The sequence below is a fragment of the Pseudonocardia sp. ICBG601 genome (assembly GCF_020496245.1).
The window spans coordinates 1-17,846 of sequence record NZ_JAHLJA010000085.1 but is presented as its reverse complement, the minus strand read 5'-3'; the positions used below and the strand labels follow the sequence as shown (position 1 = coordinate 17,846).

18 protein-coding genes and 1 pseudogene are annotated in these 17,846 nt (G+C 73.8%); 9 read left to right on the top strand and 10 right to left on the bottom strand.

Going from position 1 to position 17,846, the window contains the following annotated elements:
- Positions 1-946, top strand: a 946-nt coding sequence (locus tag KPL57_RS23460; protein WP_374203776.1) for a hypothetical protein, incomplete at its 5' end; no start/stop codon positions are given.
- Positions 947-1,149: 203 nt separating this feature from the next.
- Here KPL57_RS23460 and KPL57_RS23455 read toward each other — a convergent pair.
- Positions 1,150-1,755 (bottom strand): TetR/AcrR family transcriptional regulator, encoded by a 606-nt coding sequence (locus KPL57_RS23455; RefSeq protein WP_226353194.1) that lies wholly within the window; start codon positions 1,753-1,755, stop codon positions 1,150-1,152.
- Positions 1,756-1,854: 99 nt separating this feature from the next.
- On the opposite strand from KPL57_RS23455, the gene KPL57_RS23450 reads away from it, so the two are divergent.
- The 5 genes from KPL57_RS23450 to KPL57_RS23430 all read left to right on the top strand — a co-directional run bounded on the left by KPL57_RS23450 (position 1,855) and on the right by KPL57_RS23430 (position 6,181).
- Positions 1,855-2,385 carry an SCP2 sterol-binding domain-containing protein gene (locus KPL57_RS23450; RefSeq protein WP_226353193.1) on the top strand — a complete coding sequence of 177 codons (531 nt, stop codon included), beginning with the start codon at positions 1,855-1,857 and terminating at the stop codon, positions 2,383-2,385.
- A 32-nt stretch (positions 2,386-2,417) separates the two neighbouring features.
- The gene (locus KPL57_RS23445; protein WP_226353192.1) at positions 2,418-3,626 is read left to right on the top strand and encodes an acyl-CoA dehydrogenase family protein; all 1,209 of its coding nucleotides are present in this window, start codon (positions 2,418-2,420) and stop codon (positions 3,624-3,626) included.
- 305 nt (positions 3,627-3,931) lie between these two features.
- Positions 3,932-4,798 carry a dihydropteroate synthase gene (gene folP, locus KPL57_RS23440; protein ID WP_020625153.1) on the top strand — a complete coding sequence of 289 codons (867 nt, stop codon included), beginning with the start codon at positions 3,932-3,934 and terminating at the stop codon, positions 4,796-4,798.
- Positions 4,795-5,559, top strand: a complete 765-nt coding sequence (locus KPL57_RS23435) for a dihydrofolate reductase family protein (RefSeq protein WP_226353191.1) — start codon at positions 4,795-4,797, stop codon at positions 5,557-5,559. Before folP ends, KPL57_RS23435 begins: the two co-directional genes overlap by 4 nt.
- A gap of 61 nt (positions 5,560-5,620) precedes the next feature.
- Positions 5,621-6,181, top strand: coding sequence for a GNAT family N-acetyltransferase (locus tag KPL57_RS23430; RefSeq protein ID WP_145981496.1), 561 nt, complete (start codon positions 5,621-5,623; stop codon positions 6,179-6,181).
- Between the two features lie 99 nt (positions 6,182-6,280).
- Here KPL57_RS23430 and KPL57_RS23425 read toward each other — a convergent pair whose 3' ends face one another.
- Positions 6,281-6,757: a hypothetical protein gene (locus tag KPL57_RS23425; RefSeq protein WP_226353190.1), complete on the bottom strand. Its 477-nt coding sequence runs from the start codon at positions 6,755-6,757 to the stop codon at positions 6,281-6,283.
- A 279-nt stretch (positions 6,758-7,036) separates the two neighbouring features.
- Here KPL57_RS23425 and KPL57_RS23420 point away from each other — a divergent pair, with 279 nt between their 5' ends.
- Complete coding sequence (locus KPL57_RS23420) at positions 7,037-8,152, top strand: alpha/beta fold hydrolase (RefSeq protein WP_226353189.1); 1,116 nt, start codon at positions 7,037-7,039, stop codon at positions 8,150-8,152.
- Between the two features lie 28 nt (positions 8,153-8,180).
- Here the strand turns inward: KPL57_RS23420 and KPL57_RS23415 are convergent, their stop codons facing one another.
- Positions 8,181-8,585, bottom strand: coding sequence for a hypothetical protein (locus KPL57_RS23415; protein WP_020626199.1), 405 nt, complete (start codon positions 8,583-8,585; stop codon positions 8,181-8,183).
- A 43-nt stretch (positions 8,586-8,628) separates the two neighbouring features.
- Here KPL57_RS23415 and KPL57_RS23410 point away from each other — a divergent pair, with 43 nt between their 5' ends.
- Complete coding sequence (locus KPL57_RS23410; protein ID WP_043280629.1) at positions 8,629-9,174, top strand: peptidylprolyl isomerase; 546 nt, start codon at positions 8,629-8,631, stop codon at positions 9,172-9,174.
- A 34-nt stretch (positions 9,175-9,208) separates the two neighbouring features.
- The gene (locus tag KPL57_RS70085; protein ID WP_226353188.1) at positions 9,209-10,357 is read left to right on the top strand and encodes a rhomboid family intramembrane serine protease; all 1,149 of its coding nucleotides are present in this window, start codon (positions 9,209-9,211) and stop codon (positions 10,355-10,357) included.
- Positions 10,358-10,498: 141 nt separating this feature from the next.
- Here the strand turns inward: KPL57_RS70085 and KPL57_RS23400 are convergent, their stop codons facing one another.
- The 7 genes and pseudogenes from KPL57_RS23400 to KPL57_RS23370 all read right to left on the bottom strand — a co-directional run.
- Complete coding sequence (locus KPL57_RS23400) at positions 10,499-10,936, bottom strand: PH domain-containing protein (RefSeq protein WP_084786224.1); 438 nt, start codon at positions 10,934-10,936, stop codon at positions 10,499-10,501.
- A gap of 101 nt (positions 10,937-11,037) precedes the next feature.
- Complete coding sequence (gene crgA, locus KPL57_RS23395) at positions 11,038-11,298, bottom strand: cell division protein CrgA (RefSeq protein ID WP_020626195.1); 261 nt, start codon at positions 11,296-11,298, stop codon at positions 11,038-11,040.
- Between the two features lie 204 nt (positions 11,299-11,502).
- Positions 11,503-12,138: an aminodeoxychorismate/anthranilate synthase component II gene (locus tag KPL57_RS23390; protein WP_075309243.1), complete on the bottom strand. Its 636-nt coding sequence runs from the start codon at positions 12,136-12,138 to the stop codon at positions 11,503-11,505.
- Between the two features lie 20 nt (positions 12,139-12,158).
- Complete coding sequence (gene pknB, locus KPL57_RS23385; protein ID WP_226353187.1) at positions 12,159-14,126, bottom strand: Stk1 family PASTA domain-containing Ser/Thr kinase; 1,968 nt, start codon at positions 14,124-14,126, stop codon at positions 12,159-12,161.
- Entirely contained in the window at positions 14,123-15,871 is a 1,749-nt protein-coding gene (locus tag KPL57_RS72600) for a protein kinase (RefSeq protein ID WP_374111635.1), read from the bottom strand. The genes pknB and KPL57_RS72600 overlap by 4 nt, the downstream gene beginning before the upstream one ends.
- A gap of 40 nt (positions 15,872-15,911) precedes the next feature.
- The gene (locus tag KPL57_RS23375; protein WP_226353195.1) at positions 15,912-17,345 is read right to left on the bottom strand and encodes a penicillin-binding protein 2; all 1,434 of its coding nucleotides are present in this window, start codon (positions 17,343-17,345) and stop codon (positions 15,912-15,914) included.
- Between the two features lie 33 nt (positions 17,346-17,378).
- Positions 17,379-17,846: pseudogene (locus KPL57_RS23370) on the bottom strand (FtsW/RodA/SpoVE family cell cycle protein); the annotation flags it as partial.

The following is a 17,846-nucleotide window of genomic DNA, read 5'->3' as shown; positions in this document are numbered from 1 at the left end:
GTCGAGCTGGCCGGAGCCGCCGGACCGCTGCGCGAAACTGGCCGGCGCCCGCGACGACCTGCACCAGCTCGCCGGGCTGCGGGAGGACCTGCACCACCTGGCGAGCGTGCGCGACGACCTCCACGAGCTCGCCGCGGTGCGGGAGGACCTGCACCACCTCGCGGGCGTGCGCGGGGACCTGCACGAGCTGGCCGCCGCGGTCGGGCCGCTGCGCGAGCTCGGCGCGGCGGTGGCCTCGCTGCGGGAGCTGGCGGGTGCCGTCGGGCCGCTGTCGGAGCTCGCGGGCGCGGTCGATGCGCTGCGTGAGCTCGCCACTGCCGTCGGACCGCTGGCCGAGCTGGGCACGGCGGTGGAGTCGCTGCGCGAGCTGAGCGCGGCGGTCGGACCGCTGACCGAGCTGGCCGCGGTGCGCGAGGACCTCCACGAGCTGGCCGGCGCCGCGGCACCGCTGCGGGAGCTGGCACCGGCCGCGGGTGACCTCGCCGCGCTCGCCGGGGCCGTCACGTCGCTGCAGCGCCTCGCCGACGCCGTCGCCCCGCTCCAGGAGCTCGCCGCCACCCGCGCCGACCTGGCGCAGCTGGCCGGCGCGGTGGAGCCGCTGCGGGAGCTGGCCGCGGCGCGCGAGCACCTGGAGAGCCTCACCGGCGCCGTCCCCGCGGTGCACGAGCTGGCAGCGACCCGGGCCGACCTCGCACGTCTGGCGAGGCGGTCGGACCGTTGCAGGAGCTCGCCCGCACCCCCGGTGACCTCGCGGCCCTCGCGGGGGCGGTCGAGCCGCTGCGGGAGCTGGCGCCGGTGCGTGAGGACCTCGCGACACTGGCCGCGGCCACCGGCGACCAGGGCGCTGTCCGGCGGATCGCGGCGGCCGTTGCCGACGCCGATGCCGACGGGACCCCGCGGCTGGCCGCCCTGGACGTCAACCTCGCGCAGGCCGCGAGCCAGCTGACCGCCGTCGCCCCGGACCTGCGCTCGGTCGCGGCCCGGATCGACGCGCTCGACCGGCAGATCGGCGTGCTGGCCGACGCGCTCGCGCCGCTGCAGGGCACCACCGAGCGGATCGGCCGGATCGTCGACCGGCTTCCGGACCGCACCCGGCGCTTCGTGACGCGGCCGGCGACGGAGGGCTGAGCGCACGGTGGCGCCGGCGGCTCACCCGCGCAGGCGCTCCAGGCCCGGCCAGACCAGGGTCATCAGCGTCGAGGCCAGGTCGTCGGGGTCCGTGCCGTCGCCCGCCCAGTCGGCCAGTCCCTCGGCCGCGCCCGCCAGCGCCGCCGCGAGCGGGGCGGTGACCGTCGCCGGATCCACGCCCGCGGGGACGGCCAGCTCGGCCGCCAGCAGTCGCGCCACCCGGTCGACGATCCGGGTGCGCGCCGCGTGCACCTCGTCCGCGAGCGCGCCGGTGCGGGCCTGGCGGTAGAGCACCGACCAGCCGTCGCGATGGGTGGTCACACTGGCGAAGAACGCCCGGAGACCGCGGTGCAGGCGCACCTCGGCGTCGACCGGCGCCCCGGCCGCGGCGCCGGAGCCCGACTCCAGCAGTCGGTCGGCCTCGCGGCGGATGCACCGCCGCAGCAGCTCCTCCTTCGAGCCCCCGCCGTGCGTGTAGACCATCGGCTTCGACAGCCCCGCCTCGTCGGCGACGCCGTCCATCGACGCGTCGTGGAACCCGTCCCGGGAGAACACGCGCACCGCCGCGTCGAGGACCTGCTTCTCGCGCTGCGCGGGCGGGAGCCTGCGACGGGGTGCAGATGCCATCTCGACAGCTTAGCTACTGCTGCGTAAAGTACGCCTCGTCCCGAGCCGGTACGGCGAGTACCGGACACTTGTGTGAACCACGGCGAGGTGGAACGAGCGATGGCCGACACGGTCGACATCAACGAGCTGGGTCGCAGCGTCGACCCGAAGTCCCTGTCCGACGAGCAGCTGATCGCCCCGCTCGGGACGGCTCTGCGCGACGGGAACGCGAAGAACGTCGACCCGTCGCTGTTCGCCCGCCTGGTCAAGACCGCGTCGAAGCAGCAGCTGGCGACCGTGATGTCGTCCGAGGTCCGCCGACCGGTGCTCGAGGCGATCTTCGGCCGGATGAGCGAGTTCTACTCGTCCAAGGGCGCGACCGGGAACCGGCAGGTCGTGCACTGGCACATCAAGGACGGCTCGACGGTCGACAGCTTCCAGACCGTGATGCAGAACGGCACCTGCACGGTCACCGAGGGCACCGACGAGGACCCCCGCACTGCGCTGACCATGCCCGGCACCGAGTTCCTCAAGGTCGCGACGAACAACGCCAACCCGGTGACCCTGTTCATGACGCGCAAGCTCAAGGTCTCCGGCGACGTCGGCTTCGCGACCGCTCTGCAGAAGATGTTCCAGATCCCGTCTGCCTGACGAGAACCGCGACCGACCAGCGGAGAGCTGAGATGACTTCCTTCGAACTGTCCGAGGAGCACCGCGAGCTGCAGGAGTGGGTGCACGGCTTCGCCGCCGACGTCGTGCGCCCGGCCGCCGCCGAGTGGGACGAGCGCGAGGAGACCCCGTGGCCGATCCTGCAGGAGGCCGCGAAGATCGAGCTCTACAACTTCGAGACCCTCGCCTCCTTCTGGGGTGACGAGACCGGCCTGTCCATGCCGCTGGTCAACGAGGAGCTCTTCTGGGGCGACGGCGGCATCGGCATGGCGATCTTCGGCACCACCCTCGCGGTGGCCGGCATCTTCGCCTCGGGCACGCCCGAGCAGATGGTCGAGTTCATCCCGCAGTGCTGCGGCGCCGCCTCCGAGCCGCAGGTCGGAGCGTTCTGCTCGTCCGAGCCCGAAGCCGGCTCGGACGTCTCGGCGATGCGCACCCGCGCCGTCTACGACGAGGCGAAGGACGAGTGGACCCTCACCGGCCAGAAGGCCTGGGCCACCAACGGCGGCATCGCGAACATCCACGTGGTGCAGGCCGTCGTCGACCCCGCGCTGGGGAGCAAGGGACAGGCCGCGTTCGTCGTCCCGCCGAAGACGCCCGGCCTGGAGTCCACCCGCAAGATCAAGAAGATGGGTCTGCGCGCGTCGCACACCGCGGACGTCTTCCTCGACGACGTGAAGCTCCCCGGCTCGTGCCTGCTCGGCGGCAAGGAGAAGCTGGACGAGCGGCTCGCCCGTGCCCGGTCGGGGGAGAAGTCGACGGGCTCCGCCGCGATGCAGACCTTCGAGCTGTCCCGTCCGACGGTCGGCTCGCAGGCGATCGGCATCGCCCGCGCCGCCTACGAGTACGCCCTGGAGTACGCCAAGGACCGGGTTGCCTTCGGTCGCCCGATCATCGAGAACCAGGCGATCTCCTTCACCCTCGCGGACATGAAGACCGAGATCGACGCCGCCCGGCTGCTCGTGCACCGGGCCGCCTGGATGGGGCGCAACAACGTCCCGTTCACCGCGGGCGAGGGGTCGATGTCCAAGCTCAAGGCCGGCCGGGTCGCGGTGTGGGCGACCGAGCGGGCCATCCAGATCCTCGGCGGCGCGGGCTACTCGCGCGAGCACCCGGTGGAGCGGATGCACCGCGACGCGAAGATCTACGACATCTTCGAGGGCACCGAGCAGATCCAGCAGCTCGTCATCGCCCGCGCGATCTCCGGGAAGCACCTGTCGTGACCTCGCCGGTCCGGTCCGCCGCGACGATCGGCGGACCGGACCGGTGACGGCTGTGCGGTCCGTGGCTCCGTCGTGCGCATCGTATTTTTCGGCGGACCGACGAGAAGGCGACGTGCACGAGGCACGGTTGCTGGGACAGGTCGCGACCGGCATCGCGACCGAGCCGCGGGGGCCACCGAGCCGCCACTGCGGGACTACACGCGCGACCGATGACCGTCGGGGTGGGCACGCACGCCGGGCCCCGGGGCAGGATGGAGATCCAACCGGGTCCTGCAGCGGGCCCGTCCGTGCTGTGAGGAGACCACGTGCCGAGCGTGACGTTCCGTGGACGTACCTGGAACCGGGACCGGGCGATGGTCATGGCGATCGTCAACCGGACCCCCGACTCGTTCTACGACCACGGGGTCACCTTCGCCGAGCAGGCCGCCCGGGACCGCATCACGGCGGTGGTCCGGGAGGGTGCCGACGTCATCGACATCGGCGGTGTGCCGGCCAGCCCGGGGGCCGAGGTGACCGAGCAGGAGGAGATCGACCGGGTCGTGCCGACCGTGGAGTGGGCACGCCACACGTTCCCCGACGTCGCGATCTCGGTCGACACCTTCCGCGCCGGACCCGCCGATGCGGTCTGCGCGGCGGGCGCCGACCTGGTCAACGACAACTGGGCGGCCGCCGACGCCGGGATCCTCGACGTCGCCGCCCGGTACGGCGCCGGCTACGTCAGCGCGCACACCGACCACGTCGACCCGCGCACCGAGCCGCACCGGCCGCGCTACACCGACGTCCTGCGCACGGTCATCGACCAGACCGTCGCGCTCGCGGAGAAGGCCGTCGCCGCGGGCGTGCCCGCCGGCGGGATCCTCATCGACCCGGCGATCGACTTCTCGAAGAACACCCTGCACAGCCTGCAGGTCCTGCGCGGCATCGACGAGATGGTCGCGACCGGCTGGCCGGTGCTGCTGGCGATGTCGAACAAGACCGTCGTCGGCGAGTCCCTGGCCGTGCCGCTCGAGGAGCGGCTGACCGGCACCCTCGCCGCGACGGCGCTGGCCGCCGACCGCGGCGTCGCCATGGTGCGCGCCCACCAGGCCCGGGCCACCCGGGAGACCTGCGAGATGGTCGCCACCGTTCGTGGCGAGCGGAATCCCTCGCGGGCGGTGAGACTGCTCGCGTGAGCACGATCCACCAGATCTTCCCGGTGGCCGACGCCGGGCCGCTGTCGACCGAGCAGCTCGAACGGCTCTACGCCTACCCGGACGACCGGCTCCGGCTGTCGGTCAACTTCGTGTCCAGCGCGGACGGGGCCGTCGAGGTCCAGGGTAGCTCGGCCGGGCTGTCCACCCCGCCCGACCGTGCGGTGCTCGACCTGGGGACCGACCTGGCCGACGTCGTGCTCGTCGCGGCCGGGACGGCCACCGCCGAGGGGTTCACGGGCGTCAAGCACAACGACCGGATGGACGGCCGGCGCCGCCGCTTCGGGCTGTCGGAGCTGCCGTCGACGGCGGTCGTCACCTCGTCGGGGAAGTCCCTCGATCCGTCGTCGCCGGTGCTGACCGACACCGTGGTCCCCACGATCGTGCTGACCTGCGAGTCGGTCCCCGTGGACCTGCGCGGCCGGTGGACCGACGCCGGCGCCGAGGTCGTGCTCACCGGCGACGAGTCGGTCGACCTCGCCGTCGCGGTCGCCGCGCTGGGGGAGCGCGGACTGCGCCGGATCAACTGCATGGGCGGCCCCGCGCTGTTCGGCAGCCTGGCCGAGGCGGGCCTGGTCGACGAGCTGCGGCTGACCCTCGCTCCGTTCCTCGTCTCCGGGGAGGCCGGGCGGATCGCCCGCGGCGCCGGCATGGATCCGGCGCGCCTGGAGCTGGTCAGCGTCGTCACCGGGGACGACACGCTCCTCATGCGCTACCGGGTGCGCGAGGCGCCGTCGTCCTGACGGGGAACCCCGGAGGGGAGTACCCGATCACGCACGGCGACGTCTGGGGCAGGATGGTCCCGTGTCGCGTCCCTCCAACATGCTGGCGGACGGCGTCGTCGTCCTCAGCCCGCTCGGCTGGGACGACGTGACGGCCCACCTCGCGGGTGAGGACGCCGAGATCGTCCGCTGGCTCGGTGGCGCACCCGCGACCCCGGCGACCGCCCGTGCCCACGTCCGTCGTGCGATCGAACGCTGGGCCGACGACGGGCCGAAGCTGAGCTTCGGGATCCGGGTGGACGGCGGCGCCGTCCTCGCCGGGACCATCGACGTCGACCTCGACCCCGCGGGGGGCCGGGCCGGTCTGTCCTACGGCGTCTACGCGGCGTACCGCCGTCGCGGCCTCGCGACCCGCGCGGTCCGGCTCGCGGCCCGCTACCTGGGCGAACGTGGTGACGTGCGGTGGATCTCGATCGACGTCGACCCGCAGAACACCGCATCGGTCGGGGTCGCGCGGCGGGCCGGGTTCCGGTTCCTGCGCCACGTCGTCGACGACGAGGGATCCTTCGACCGCTACGAGCTCCTCGTCCGCGCGCCGGTGGTCCCGGCGCCGCCGCCGCGCCCGCGGCACGGTCGTCCCTGAGCCCGCACACGACCGCCCGCCCGGTGCCCCGGTCGTCGGGGACACCGGACGGGCGTGGTCGCGGGTGCCGGTCGGGGGTCCGGCACCCGCGGACCGACGTCAGGAGCCGGTCGGCGCCTCGATGTGCATGACGGCCGGGACCTCGAACACGGGCAGCGCGCCCGCGTCGTCGACCGACGGGAGGCCGGCGTCCTCCGCCGAGGGCAGCTCGGGCAGGTCGTCCGTGGACGGCAGCTCGGGGGCGTCCTCGGCCGAGGGCAGCTCCGACGCGACGTCCGCGGCCTGCGGCGTGGCGGTGGGCAGGTCGTCGGTGCCGGGCAGCGACGGCGCGCTCGGCAGCGAGTCGGTCGAGGGCAGCTCCGGCAGACCGAGGGCATCGGCGTCCGGGACCTGCAGCTCGCCGAAGGGGAGGCTGTCCGCGGCGTCGGTCAGGGCGGAGGTGTCCGGGGCGGCCGGGAGCTCGGGCAGCTCGGGAAGTTCGGCGGCCGAGGCCTGGCCGACGAGACCGGCGCCGAGCGCGGCGATGCCGGCGCCGGTGAGGGACAGCCGCAGGGCGGTACGGGCGAGCGAGTTCATGCGCACGTCCTTCCAAGGGGGATCGGGGGAGCGGAGGGTCGACGGACGACCCTCGCCGGGGGACAACGAGATCCACATCAAGCGGTTGCGGTGCGCAGTCGATCGACAGTGATCTTCACCCGTACGAGTGGCAACCTGAGAGGGGTCTCGCACGTACGGGCGAGTGTTCGTCGCTCCGGAATGCCTTCGGTGGTCCACTCGCGGTGTTCGTACGCGGGGGAGCAGGATGAGTGCGTGCGCGCGCCGAGCCCCTCCGTCCGCCACTCCGTTCGTCCTTCGGTGCCCGTTGCGGGCGCGCTGGCCGGGGTCCTGGGCGGGGCGGGAGGCGCCGCCGCGGCCGCGATCGGCTGGCACTACTCGACGATCCTGCTGCACCCGTCGCCGCGCCCGGGGCTGCCCGAGCGGGTCGTCGCCACCGGGGACGGCACCGTCGAGCTGGCGCGGACCCGGCTGTCCGCGCAGCCGGGCGTGTGGGGACTGCGCGGCCCGGCCGGGCTGGCCGTCGTCGGTCCGGTCCTCGACCGCGGGCGCCGCACGGTCGTCCGTGAGCTCCGCGCGGGCCCGGTCCCCGCGATCGGCCCCGCCGTGCTCGACGCCGGCCCGTTCGACCCGGACCCGTCCGCACGAGGGTTGTCCTTCGACGAGGTCGAGGTGCCCACCGACCTCGGGCCGGCCCCGGCCTGGCGCATCCCTGCCCCGGCCGGAGGACACCCGCACACCTGGGCGCTGTGCGTGCACGGCCGTGGCGGGACCCGACGCGAGGCACTGCGGATCCTGCCCGCGCTGCACGCGGCCGGCCTGACCCAGCTCGTCGTCAGCTACCGCGGGGACGGGACCGCCCCGAAGTCACCGGACGGGCGCTCGCACCTCGGCGACACCGAGTGGCGCGACGTCGACGCCGCCGCGGCCTACGCCCTGGTCCACGGCGCGCGCCGGCTGGTGCTGGTCGGCTGGTCGATGGGGGCCGCGGTGGGCGGGGCGTTCCTCGACCGGTCCCCGCAGGCCGACCTCGTCGACGCCGTGGTCTGGGACGCGCCGCTGCTCGACTGGCGTCGCACGCTGCGCCGGCAGGCCCGCAACCGCGGTCTCCCCCCGACCCTGGCCGGGGTCGCGGCCCGGTTCACCGCACGCCGGATCGGGATCGACCTCGACCGGTTCGACCTGGTCCGTCGTCCGCCCGCGGTCCGTCCCCCGACGCTCGTCCTGCACAGCGACGCCGACACCGCCGTCCCGGTCTCGCTGAGCCGGGACCTCGCCGCGACCGCCCCGGAGCACGGCTGGCCGGTCACCTACCGGGAGTTCTCCGGTACCGAGCACACCGGCAGCTGGAACGCCGATCCCGACGGCTACGAGGCCGCCGTGACCGGCTTCCTGCGGACGCTGCGCCCGTCCTGACCCGCTCGTTCCGGGACGGGTCCTGCGGTCAGTGGCCGTTCGTCTGCGACCTGCCCTGACCGATCGGCTTGCCGTGGATCTGGTCGTCGGACGGCGGGGTCGTCGGGACCGGGGTCCCGGGGTCCACCTCGCGCTCGCGCTTCAGGACCGTCGCCCAGCCCCACACCGCGGCCGCGGTCAGCAGCAGGACGGCCACGATCCACGGGGCCCGGCGCACCCGCACCGGGGTCGGCTCGACGATCTCGGCCAGCGCGTGGCGGGCGTCGTGCACCGAGCCGGACACCACGTCGGACAGGTCGGACAGACGCGTCGAGACCCCTCCGGCCACGGCGTCGGTGACCGCGCCACCGGCGATCCGGCCGGCGTCGGCGAAGGTGCGTACGGCCTCGGTCGCGTCCTTGCGGGCACGGGCCCGCTTCCTCTCGGCACTCATGTTCCGGACCTGCTTCCCACGGATGCGGCTGCTTACTGGCACGATGGTAGTCGTGACGGAACCAGAGAACGCCAAGACGACGGCCGTCCTGCACACCTCCGAGGGCGACATCCGCGTCGTGCTGTTCGGCGACCACGCGCCGAAGACGGTCGCGAACTTCGTCGGCCTCGCGGAGGGCAGCAAGGACTACACGGGCCCGAACGCCAGCGGCGGAGACTCCGGGCCGTTCTACGACGGTTCGATCTTCCACCGGGTGATCAGCGGCTTCATGATCCAGGGCGGCGACCCGACCGGTACCGGTCGCGGTGGCCCGGGCTACCAGTTCGGCGACGAGTTCCACCCGGACCTCAAGTTCGACCGGCCCTACCTGCTGGCCATGGCCAACGCCGGGCCGGGCACCAACGGCTCGCAGTTCTTCATCACGGTGGGCAACACCCCGCACCTGAACCGGCGCCACACCATCTTCGGTGAGGTCGCCGACGCCGAGTCGCGGGCCGTCGTGGACGCCATCGCCCAGACCACCACCGGCCAGGCCGACCGGCCGCTGACCGACGTGGTCATCGAGAAGATCGAGATCGAGCGGTCCTGACCCAGCAGGTCTCCGACCACCGAGTGGACCGGCCGTGGTGAACGGACGACCCGACAGCAGCGGATCCGGGGCATCCGGCGAGCCCGAGGGCGGCCCGGGATCCCCCGGCCCCGCGGGCACGCCGTACTACCCGGCGCCGCCCGGCTACCCGCAGCCCCAGTGGCCGCCGCCGGGCGCGCCGGGCGGTCCGCCATCGGGTGGTCCCGGGTCGGCGCCGTACGGGCAGACGCCCTACGGGTCCGCGCCGTACGGACCTGCGCCGTACGGACCTGCGCAGTACGGATCCGGGGAGACCGGCCCGGGCGGGGGGCCCGGCGCCCCGCCCGGCCCCGGCGGCGCGACGGTGTGCGTCCGGCACCCCGACCGCCCCACCGGGCTGGCCTGCTCGCGCTGCGACCGGCCCGCCTGCCCCGCCTGCCTGCAGCCGGCCCCGGTCGGCCAGCACTGCGTGGACTGCCTCGCCGAGGCCGCACGGACTACCCCGCGACGACGCACCGTCGCCGGGGCGAGCCGTACCGGGAAGCCGGTGGTCGTCCCCGGGCTGATCGTCGCGAACGTGGTGGTCTACGTGATCACCGCGGTCACGGCGGGCAGCGTGATGTCCAACTTCCTGTCGCCGCTGTTCGAGGCCGGCGGGCTCGTCCCGCTCCTGGTCGCCGACGGCGAGTACTGGCGGATCATCACCTCGGGCTTCCTGCACATCGGCCCGCTGCACCTGGCGTTCAACATGTACGCCCTGTGGATCATCGGCCGTGAGGTCGAGACGGTCCTGGGACGGGCCCGGTTCGTCGCCGTCTACGGCGTGTCCATGCTCGGCGGCGCGGCCGCGGTCATGCTGTTCAGCGCTCCCAACGGGCTGACGGCGGGTGCCTCCGGTGCGGTCTTCGGGCTGATGGGGGCACTGTTCGTCCTGCTCCGGCGGTTGAAGCTGCCGACCGGGCAGGTCGTCGCCCTCATCGCGATCAACGCCGTGATCAGCTTCAGCATCCAGGGCATCTCGTGGCAGGGGCACCTCGGCGGGCTGGTCTTCGGCGCCGCGGTCACCGCGGCGCTGGTCCACCTCGGGACGGGGTCCCCGCAGCGCAGGCGGACCCAGGTGCTGGCGGTCTCCGGGCTGACCGCGCTCGCGATCGTGCTGATCGTGGTGCGCGCCGCGGGGCTGCTCGCGGCCGCCGGCGTCTGACCCCGGCCCGCCGTCGCCAGGGGTGGGGCCCCGAGCTGTCGGCGCGGTCCGCACGCGGCGAGCGGCGCCGTCGCGGGTCGTCCCCCGCCGCGGCGGGGGACCGGGCGAGCCGCGGTGTCCGTGGAGGCGCCGGGCCACGGGTCAGGGAACGGTCGGGCCGGCGTCGCCGGGGCGGTGTCCCGGGCGCAGGGCGGACAGGTCGTCGAACACGTCGACCGGGTCCGCGCCCAGCTCGGCCCGGCCGAGGATGACGAGCCGCTCGTGGTCGTCGACGTCGCGCAGCTCCAGCTCCAGCAGCACCGACTCGCGGCCCAGCCTGCGGGTCCGCAGCAGGCGCAGGTCGTCCACCCGGCTCCAGGGCACGTGCCGGGTCCAGGTCAGCCTGCGGACCGTCAGCCCCTCGGGACCGGCTTCCAGCCGGGGCCGGGCACGGGTCCCCGAGGCCGCGGCCAGGGCGAGACCGAGCGCCGCGACACCCGCGACGAGCGCGCCCGCCGCCTCCGCCCCGGAGACGATCACCGCGACCGACCAGCCGGTCGCGGCGACCGCCAGCACCCAGAGTGCGACGACCGTGCCCACCGGCGTCGACCACCGAAGTCGATCACCCTGCGTGGTCATGCGACGTTGTCCACAGGCTCCATCCACATGGTGGACAACTCACATCCGTGTATTTCCGCTGCTCAACGCCACCGCATGGTCATGAGAAGGCCGATCACGATGAGTGAGAACCCGATGATGAAGTTCCAGTTCCCCAGCGCGAGCATGAACGGGATGGACGGACCCGCCAGATAGTTGATCACCAGCCAGGCGAGACCGAGGATCCACATCGCGACCATGACGGCGATGTAGGCGGGGTGCGTCGGCCCCGCGACCTTCTGCGGGGTGCGGCTGACCGGGGGAGGGGTGTAGGCCGCCTTCTTGCGGACCTTCGACTTCGGCATCTGACCTCATCGCCTGTCGGAGTCGGACACGGGTCCAGCCGGTGCGCCGGCCGGGGGCGGGACCTGCGACGGGGCGCCGTGGTCTGGGACGGGGCGACCCGGACAGATCCGCCACCACGGTAGCGCGGCCGCGTCGCCGTCCGGGGCATCCCGGGGGCACAGGCGTCACACGTCACGGGGACGTCGGGCGGTGCGGAGCGGGCGTCAGACCCCGGCGACCAGCCCGGCCATCTCGGCGGACAGCCGAACGACCAGGTCCTCCGGTACGGAGTAGCCGGCCTGGCGCAGCCAGTTCGCCAACATCCGGTGTCCGCCCTCGGTCAGCACGGACTCCGGGTGGAACTGCACGCCGGAGATCGGGAGCTCCCGGTGCCGGACGGCCATGATCAGGCCGGTCTCGGTGTGCCCGGTCGCCTCCAGCTCCGACGGCAGACCGTCGGGCGGGATCGTCAGCGAGTGGTAGCGGGTGGCGGTGAACGGCGAGGGCAGCCCGGCGAGCACCCCGGTGCCGTCGTGGAAGACCTCCGAGGTCTTGCCGTGCAGCAGCTCGGGCGCCCGCTCCACGACCCCGCCCCAGGCGGTGGCCAGCGCCTGGTGGCCGAGGCACACCCCCAGCAGCGGGGTGCCGCGCTCCGCGGCGCGGTGGATGACCTCGACGCTGCGACCGGCCCGTTCCGGGGTGCCCGGCCCGGGGCTGAGCAGGACGGCGCCGACGTCGTCGAGCTCGTCCAGCTCGACCTCGTCGTTGCGCCGGACCACCGGGTCGGCGCCGAGCTGGGCCAGGTAGTGGACCAGGTTGTAGACGAAGCTGTCGTAGTTGTCGACGACGAGGACGCGCACGGTTCCTCCCGGAAGGATGGTCAGTTGAACGGGAACCCGCTGTTGCCGCTGTTGTCCCCGTCGCTGCTGCTGCCACCGGAGTAGCGGCCCACGGTGAGGGTAACGGTCTGGCCGCTGGAGGCCTCGGACCCGCCGGACGGGCTCTGCTGCAGCACGACGCCGTTCTGGGAGGAGTCCGAGACGTCGACCTGACGGATCGACGGGCTCAGCCCTGCCTCCTGCAGCGTGCTGATCGCGCTGTCGACACGCTGGCCGACGACGTTGGGCACCTGGTTCTGGTTCCCGCGGCTGATCTGGATGGTGATGGTCTGGTCGGGTGCGACCCGGGTCCCGGCCGACGGGTTCGTGCCGACCGCCTGGCCGGCCGAACTGCTGCTGTCGACCTCGGTCGTGGAGATCGACTGGAAACCGGCGTTCTGCAGTGTCGTCCGGGCGGCGTCGGCCGACTGGCCCGCGACGTCGGGCACGGCGACCGTCTGCTGCCTGCGACCCACCACCAGCGACACCGCGGTGTTGCCCGAGACCTGCTGGCCCGGCCCCGGGTCGGAGGTGATCACCTTGCCGACCTGGCTGGAGTCACTGGTGTCGCGCTCGGTACGGCCGCCGACCTGCAGGCCGGCCGCCCGGAGCTTGGCCTCGGCCTCGTCCGGGGACAGGCCCTCGACGCTCGGCACCGTGACCTGTGCGGGCCCGCTGCCGACGTAGACCGTCACCCGGCTGTTCTCGGGGACCTGGTTGCCGCCGCCGGGGTCGGTCCGGACGACCTTGCCGACCTGCGCGACGTCCGACGGCTGGTCCTGCTGGGAGAACAGCAGCCCGGCCTGGGTGATGGTCTGCCGGGCCTGGTCCGGGGACTGGCCGAGTACGTCGGGCACCGAGACCTGGTCCGGGCCCGAGGAGGAGAACAACTGGAAGCCGACGAAGCCGAGCAGCCCGATCACCGCGAGCGCGACGACCCACAGGAGTGCCTTGCGGCCCCCTCCGCGACGCTCGTCGTCGCCGTAGTCGGGGTGGTGCGGCGGCATCGTGTGCCGGCCGGTGGCCGGGCCGCCCGCGTCGAGCCGGCGCGTCGCCATGGCCTGGGTCGCGCCGTCGTGGGCCATCATGTGCGTGCGCTCGTGCTCGCTCATGACCAGCGGTGCGTGCACCGGCTCGCCGTTGCGCACGCGGATCAGGTCCGCCCGCATCTCGGCGGCCGACTGGTAGCGGTTGGCCGGGTTCTTGCTGAGCGCCTTGAGCACCACCGCGTCGAGTGCCGGGGGCACCGACGGGTTCAGCTCGGACGGGGCCCGAGGGTCCTCCCGCACGTGCTGGTAGGCCACCGCGACCGGGGTGTCCCCGGTGAACGGCGGCTCGCCGGTCAGGAGCTCGAACAGCACGCAGCCGGCGGCGTAGACGTCCGACCGGGCGTCCACGGCCTCACCGCGGGCCTGCTCGGGGGACAGGTACTGCGCCGTGCCGATGACGGCCGCGGTCTGGGTGACGTTCTGGCCCTCGCCCAGTGCACGGGCGATGCCGAAGTCCATGACCTTGACCGCGCCGACGCCGTTGATCATCACGTTCGCGGGCTTCACGTCGCGGTGGATGATGTTGTGCCGGTGCGAGAAGTCGAGCGCGGCGCAGACATCGGCCATCACCTCGACGACCCGCTGCTGGGTCATCGGGCCGGACGTCTTGACGATCTCGCGCAGCGTCTGTCCGTCGACGAACTCCATGACGATGTAGGGCAGTGTCCCGAACTCGGACTCGACCTCGCCGGTGTCGTACACCGCGACGATCGCCGGGTGGTTCAGCGACGCCGAGTTCTGCGCCTCACGGCGGAAGCGGAGCTGGAACTGGGGGTCGCGGGCCAGATCGGCCCGCAGGACCTTGACCGCCACGTCCCGGCCGAGCCGGGTGTCGAGGCCGCGGTGGACCTCGGACATGCCGCCGTAGCCGAGCGGGTCGCCCAGCTCGTAGCGCTCGGAGAGCAGTCGTGGTGTCGTCATCGGTTCAGGTTCCCGTACTCATCGAGTCCGTCGGAGGCGTGCTCATCATGCCGGTCGGCGCCCACTGCCGGTCCCGTACGGGCGGCATCTGCGCCGGAGCGACCGTTCGGTGGGATCACCGGGACATCACCGGGCACCTCCGGTCGATCTTGGGCACGGGGGACGGCGAACGGCTCTGCCGGGACCGCCGGTCCCGTGGACCCGGCCGGGGGGCCGGCCGCGGTCGCCACGGTACCGGGCGCGACCCCCAGTGACCCGGGCCGCATGTCGTCGGGCGAGACACCCCTCAAGATCATCACCGCCAGTAGTACGGCGGCGAGCGTCAGGACCACGAACAGCACGGCCAGCCAGGCCTTCGCCCGGCCGGACCGTTGCGGGCCCAGATCGAGCGGGCCGGACGGGTGCAGCTCGGGCATCCGGTCGGCGGAGGCGTTGCGGCGCGCCGGTGGACGCGTCGGCGCCGAGCGCTGCTGCCCCGGGAACCCGGGCCCGGTGGGTGGCCCGCCCGGACGACGGCCGGCGGCCGGACCGCCGGCGTGCGGCCCGGTGTGCGGCGGACGCAGCGGGGCGCCGTAGGGCGGCGAGCCGGGGGGCACCGGGACCGGCCCGGACCCCGCCGGCGTGCCGCCCGGGGTGCGCGGTCCCTGCGGCCGGCCCTGCCCGGCGCCGGGGTAGGGGCCGGTGACCGGGCGGGACACGCCCTGGTCCGGCCCGCTGCGGCGGGCGCCGTCGGGGCCGGGGTCGCCGGTGCGCGGGCCGCGGTCGGCGGTGTCGGGACCGCCGGCGGACGGGCCGTCGCCGGTCCCCGGTCCGCTCTCCTGCAGGGAGTGGCGCGCGCCGCTGCCGTCGTCGCCGCGGAAGTCGGGCGCGTACCCGCCGGGGGCGGGGATGCCGGGCGGCGGCGGCCGGTGCCCACGCCGGACCGCGGCGACGGCGTCGGCGAACTCGGCACCGTCGGTGTAGCGCTGCTCGGGGTCCTTGACCAGCACCGAGGAGATCAGCTCGCGGACCCGCTCGGGGATCTCGTCCGGGAGCGGCGGCGGGTCGTCGCGGACCTGCATCATCGCCACGGCGACGGCGCTCTCGGCGCGGAACGGCCGGACTCCGGCCAGGCACTCGTAGCCGACGATGCCCAGGGAGTACACGTCGCCGGACGGCCCGGCCTCCTCGCCGGAGGCCTGCTCCGGTGCGATGTAGTGGGCGGTGCCCATCACCATCCCGGAGCGGGTCACCGGGACGGCGTCGGCGGCCTTGGCGATGCCGAAGTCGGTCAGCTTCACGACGCCGTCGGTGCGCAGCAGGATGTTGCCGGGCTTGACGTCGCGGTGGACGAACCCGCGCTCGTGCGCGGCGAACAGTGCCCGGCCCGCCTGCTCGAGGATGTCGAGCGCCTCGTCGGCGGGGATGGGCCCGCGCCCGATCCGCGACGACAGCGGCTCGCCCCGGACGAGCTCCATCACCAGGTAGGCGGTGCGCCCGCCGCCGGTGGGGCTGTCGTCCTCGCCGTAGTCGTGCACGGCGGCGATCCCGGCGTGGTCCAGCGAGGCGACGGTACGGGCCTCGATGCGGAACCGGTGCAGGAACTCGGGGTCGTCGGAGAGTTCCGCCTTGAGGACCTTCACCGCGACGCTGCGCCCGAGCCGGGTGTCGGAGGCCTCCCAGACCTCGCCCATCCCGCCGACCGCGATCCGCCGGTCCAGCTGGTAGCGCTCGGAGATCAGCTGCCCGGCCGACAGGGCGCTCACGGGACCGCCGGGGACCTGCGCCGGGCCGGGTCCCGCGGGCTCACTGGGCGTCCCGCAGCGCCTCGGCGATCACGGCCCGCCCGATCGGGGCCGCGACGGAGCCACCGGTCGCCTCCAGCGCCCGGTCGCCGCCGTTCTCGACGAGCACCGCGACCGCGACCTTGGGGTTCTCCGCCGGGGCGAACACCACGTACCAGGCGTGCGGCGGGGTGTTCTTCGGGTCGGTGCCGTGCTCGGCGGTACCGGTCTTCGACGCGATCTGGACGCCGGTGATCTTGCCGCCGCCCGAGGTCCGGTCCTCCGAGCCGACCATCAGGTCGGTCATGGTGCGGGCCACGTCGGCCGGCATCGACCGCGACATCCGGTCGGGCTCGGTGGTGTCGACGACGTCCAGGGTCTGGCTCTGGATCTCCTTGACCAGGTGCGGGGCCATCGTCTGGCCGCCGTTGGCGATCGAGGCGCCGATCATCGCCAGCTGCATCGGGGTCAGCCGGACGTCGCGCTGCCCGATCGCGGACTGCTGGGTGGAGGGGGCGTCGGACATCGGGCCGACCTGCGACGCGGTGACCGGCATCGGGATCTGCAGGTCGGTGCGGCCGATGCCGAACGCCTCGGCCTGGGCACGGAGCTTGTCCGCGCCGAGCTCGCCGCCGAGCTGGGCGAACGCGGTGTTGCAGGAGCGCGCCAGCGCCTCGCGCAGCGACGCCGTCGCCCCGCCGCCGCAGGCCGAGCCGTTGTAGTTCTCCAGGGTCGTCGTGGAGTCGGCCAGCTGGATGCTGCGGGCGGCCGTGAGCTGGCTGTCCGGGGTGTAGCCGTTCTGCAGGGCGGCCGCGGTGGTGACGAGCTTGAACGTCGAGCCGGGCGGCTCGATCTCGTTGATCGCCCGGTTGGTCCTCGGGTCCGGGTCCTCGGCGCCGTAGCGCTGCCAGGCCCGCTGCTGCTCGGCGGGGTCGGGCGAGGCCAGCGCGTTCGGGTCGAACGACGGCGTCGAGGCCATCGCCAGGATCTCGCCGGTCTGCGGGACCAGCGCGACGACGGCGCCGGTGTACCCGCGGGAGGCCAGCCCGTCGTAGGCGGCGCGCTGCACCTCGGGGTCGATGGTGGTCACCACGTTGCCGCCCGCCGGGTCCCGGCCGGTGATGAGGTCCGACAGCCTGCGCACGAACAGCCGGTCGTCGGTGCCGTTGAGCACCTCGTCGGCGGACCGCTCGAGCGCGGTCTTGCCGTACACGGTCGACAGGAAGCCGGTGACCGGCGCGAACATCTCGCCCTGCGGGTACTGGCGCGCGAAGCGCAGCCGGCCGTTCCCCTCGACGCTCTGCGCGAGGACCTGCCCGCCGGCGACGATCTGCCCGCGCTGACGCGAGTACTCGTCGATCTGCGAGCGCTGGTTGCGGGGGTCGTCCCGGTACTGGCCGGCCATGACGACCTGCACGTAGGTGATGTTGCCGAGCAGGACCACGATCATCACCATCACGGCGAGGGCCACGCGGCGGAACCGGGCGGTTCACGTCTCGCTCCTCTGGGCGGCGTTGGCGGCGTTGGCGGCACCGTCGGCGCGGTTGTCGTCACGGGTGTCGGACAGGCCCGCACCGGGACGCTGGACGAGCTCGGTGCTGGCCTCGGCGATCGGCGCCCGCGGCTTCGCGGGCCGGACGGGCAGCGGTGCCCTGGCCACGTGCGAGATCCGCAGCAGGATCGCCACCAGCACGTAGTTCGCCAGCAGCGACGAGCCACCGTAGGACAGGAACGGCAGCGTCAGACCGGTCAGCGGGATCAGCTTCGTCACCCCGCCGATGACGACGAAGATCTGCAGCGCGACCGAGAACGACAGCCCGGTCGCGAGCAGCTTCCCGTAGGAGTCGCGCACGGCCAGTGCCGAGCGCAGTCCGCGGGTGATGAGCACCAGGTAGACGAGCATGATCGCGGCAGCCCGATCAGCCCGAGCTCCTCGCCGAGTGAGGAGAAGATGAAG

What these genes read in the sequence shown, in the direction of transcription:
- KPL57_RS23450 (WP_226353193.1), top strand. Translation starts at nt 1,855, where the DNA reads ATGGCCGACACGGTCGACATCAACGAGCTGGGTCGCAGCGTCGACCCG.
- KPL57_RS23425 (WP_226353190.1), bottom strand. Translation starts at nt 6,757, where the DNA reads ATGAACTCGCTCGCCCGTACCGCCCTGCGGCTGTCCCTCACCGGCGCC.
- KPL57_RS23455 (WP_226353194.1), bottom strand. Translation starts at nt 1,755, where the DNA reads ATGGCATCTGCACCCCGTCGCAGGCTCCCGCCCGCGCAGCGCGAGAAG.
- KPL57_RS23375 (WP_226353195.1), bottom strand. Translation starts at nt 17,345, where the DNA reads ATGGTGATGATCGTGGTCCTGCTCGGCAACATCACCTACGTGCAGGTC.
- KPL57_RS23415 (WP_020626199.1), bottom strand. Translation starts at nt 8,585, where the DNA reads ATGAGTGCCGAGAGGAAGCGGGCCCGTGCCCGCAAGGACGCGACCGAG.
- crgA (WP_020626195.1), bottom strand. Translation starts at nt 11,298, where the DNA reads ATGCCGAAGTCGAAGGTCCGCAAGAAGGCGGCCTACACCCCTCCCCCG.
- KPL57_RS23445 (WP_226353192.1), top strand. Translation starts at nt 2,418, where the DNA reads ATGACTTCCTTCGAACTGTCCGAGGAGCACCGCGAGCTGCAGGAGTGG.
- KPL57_RS23410 (WP_043280629.1), top strand. Translation starts at nt 8,629, where the DNA reads ATGGTAGTCGTGACGGAACCAGAGAACGCCAAGACGACGGCCGTCCTG.
- pknB (WP_226353187.1), bottom strand. Translation starts at nt 14,126, where the DNA reads ATGACGACACCACGACTGCTCTCCGAGCGCTACGAGCTGGGCGACCCG.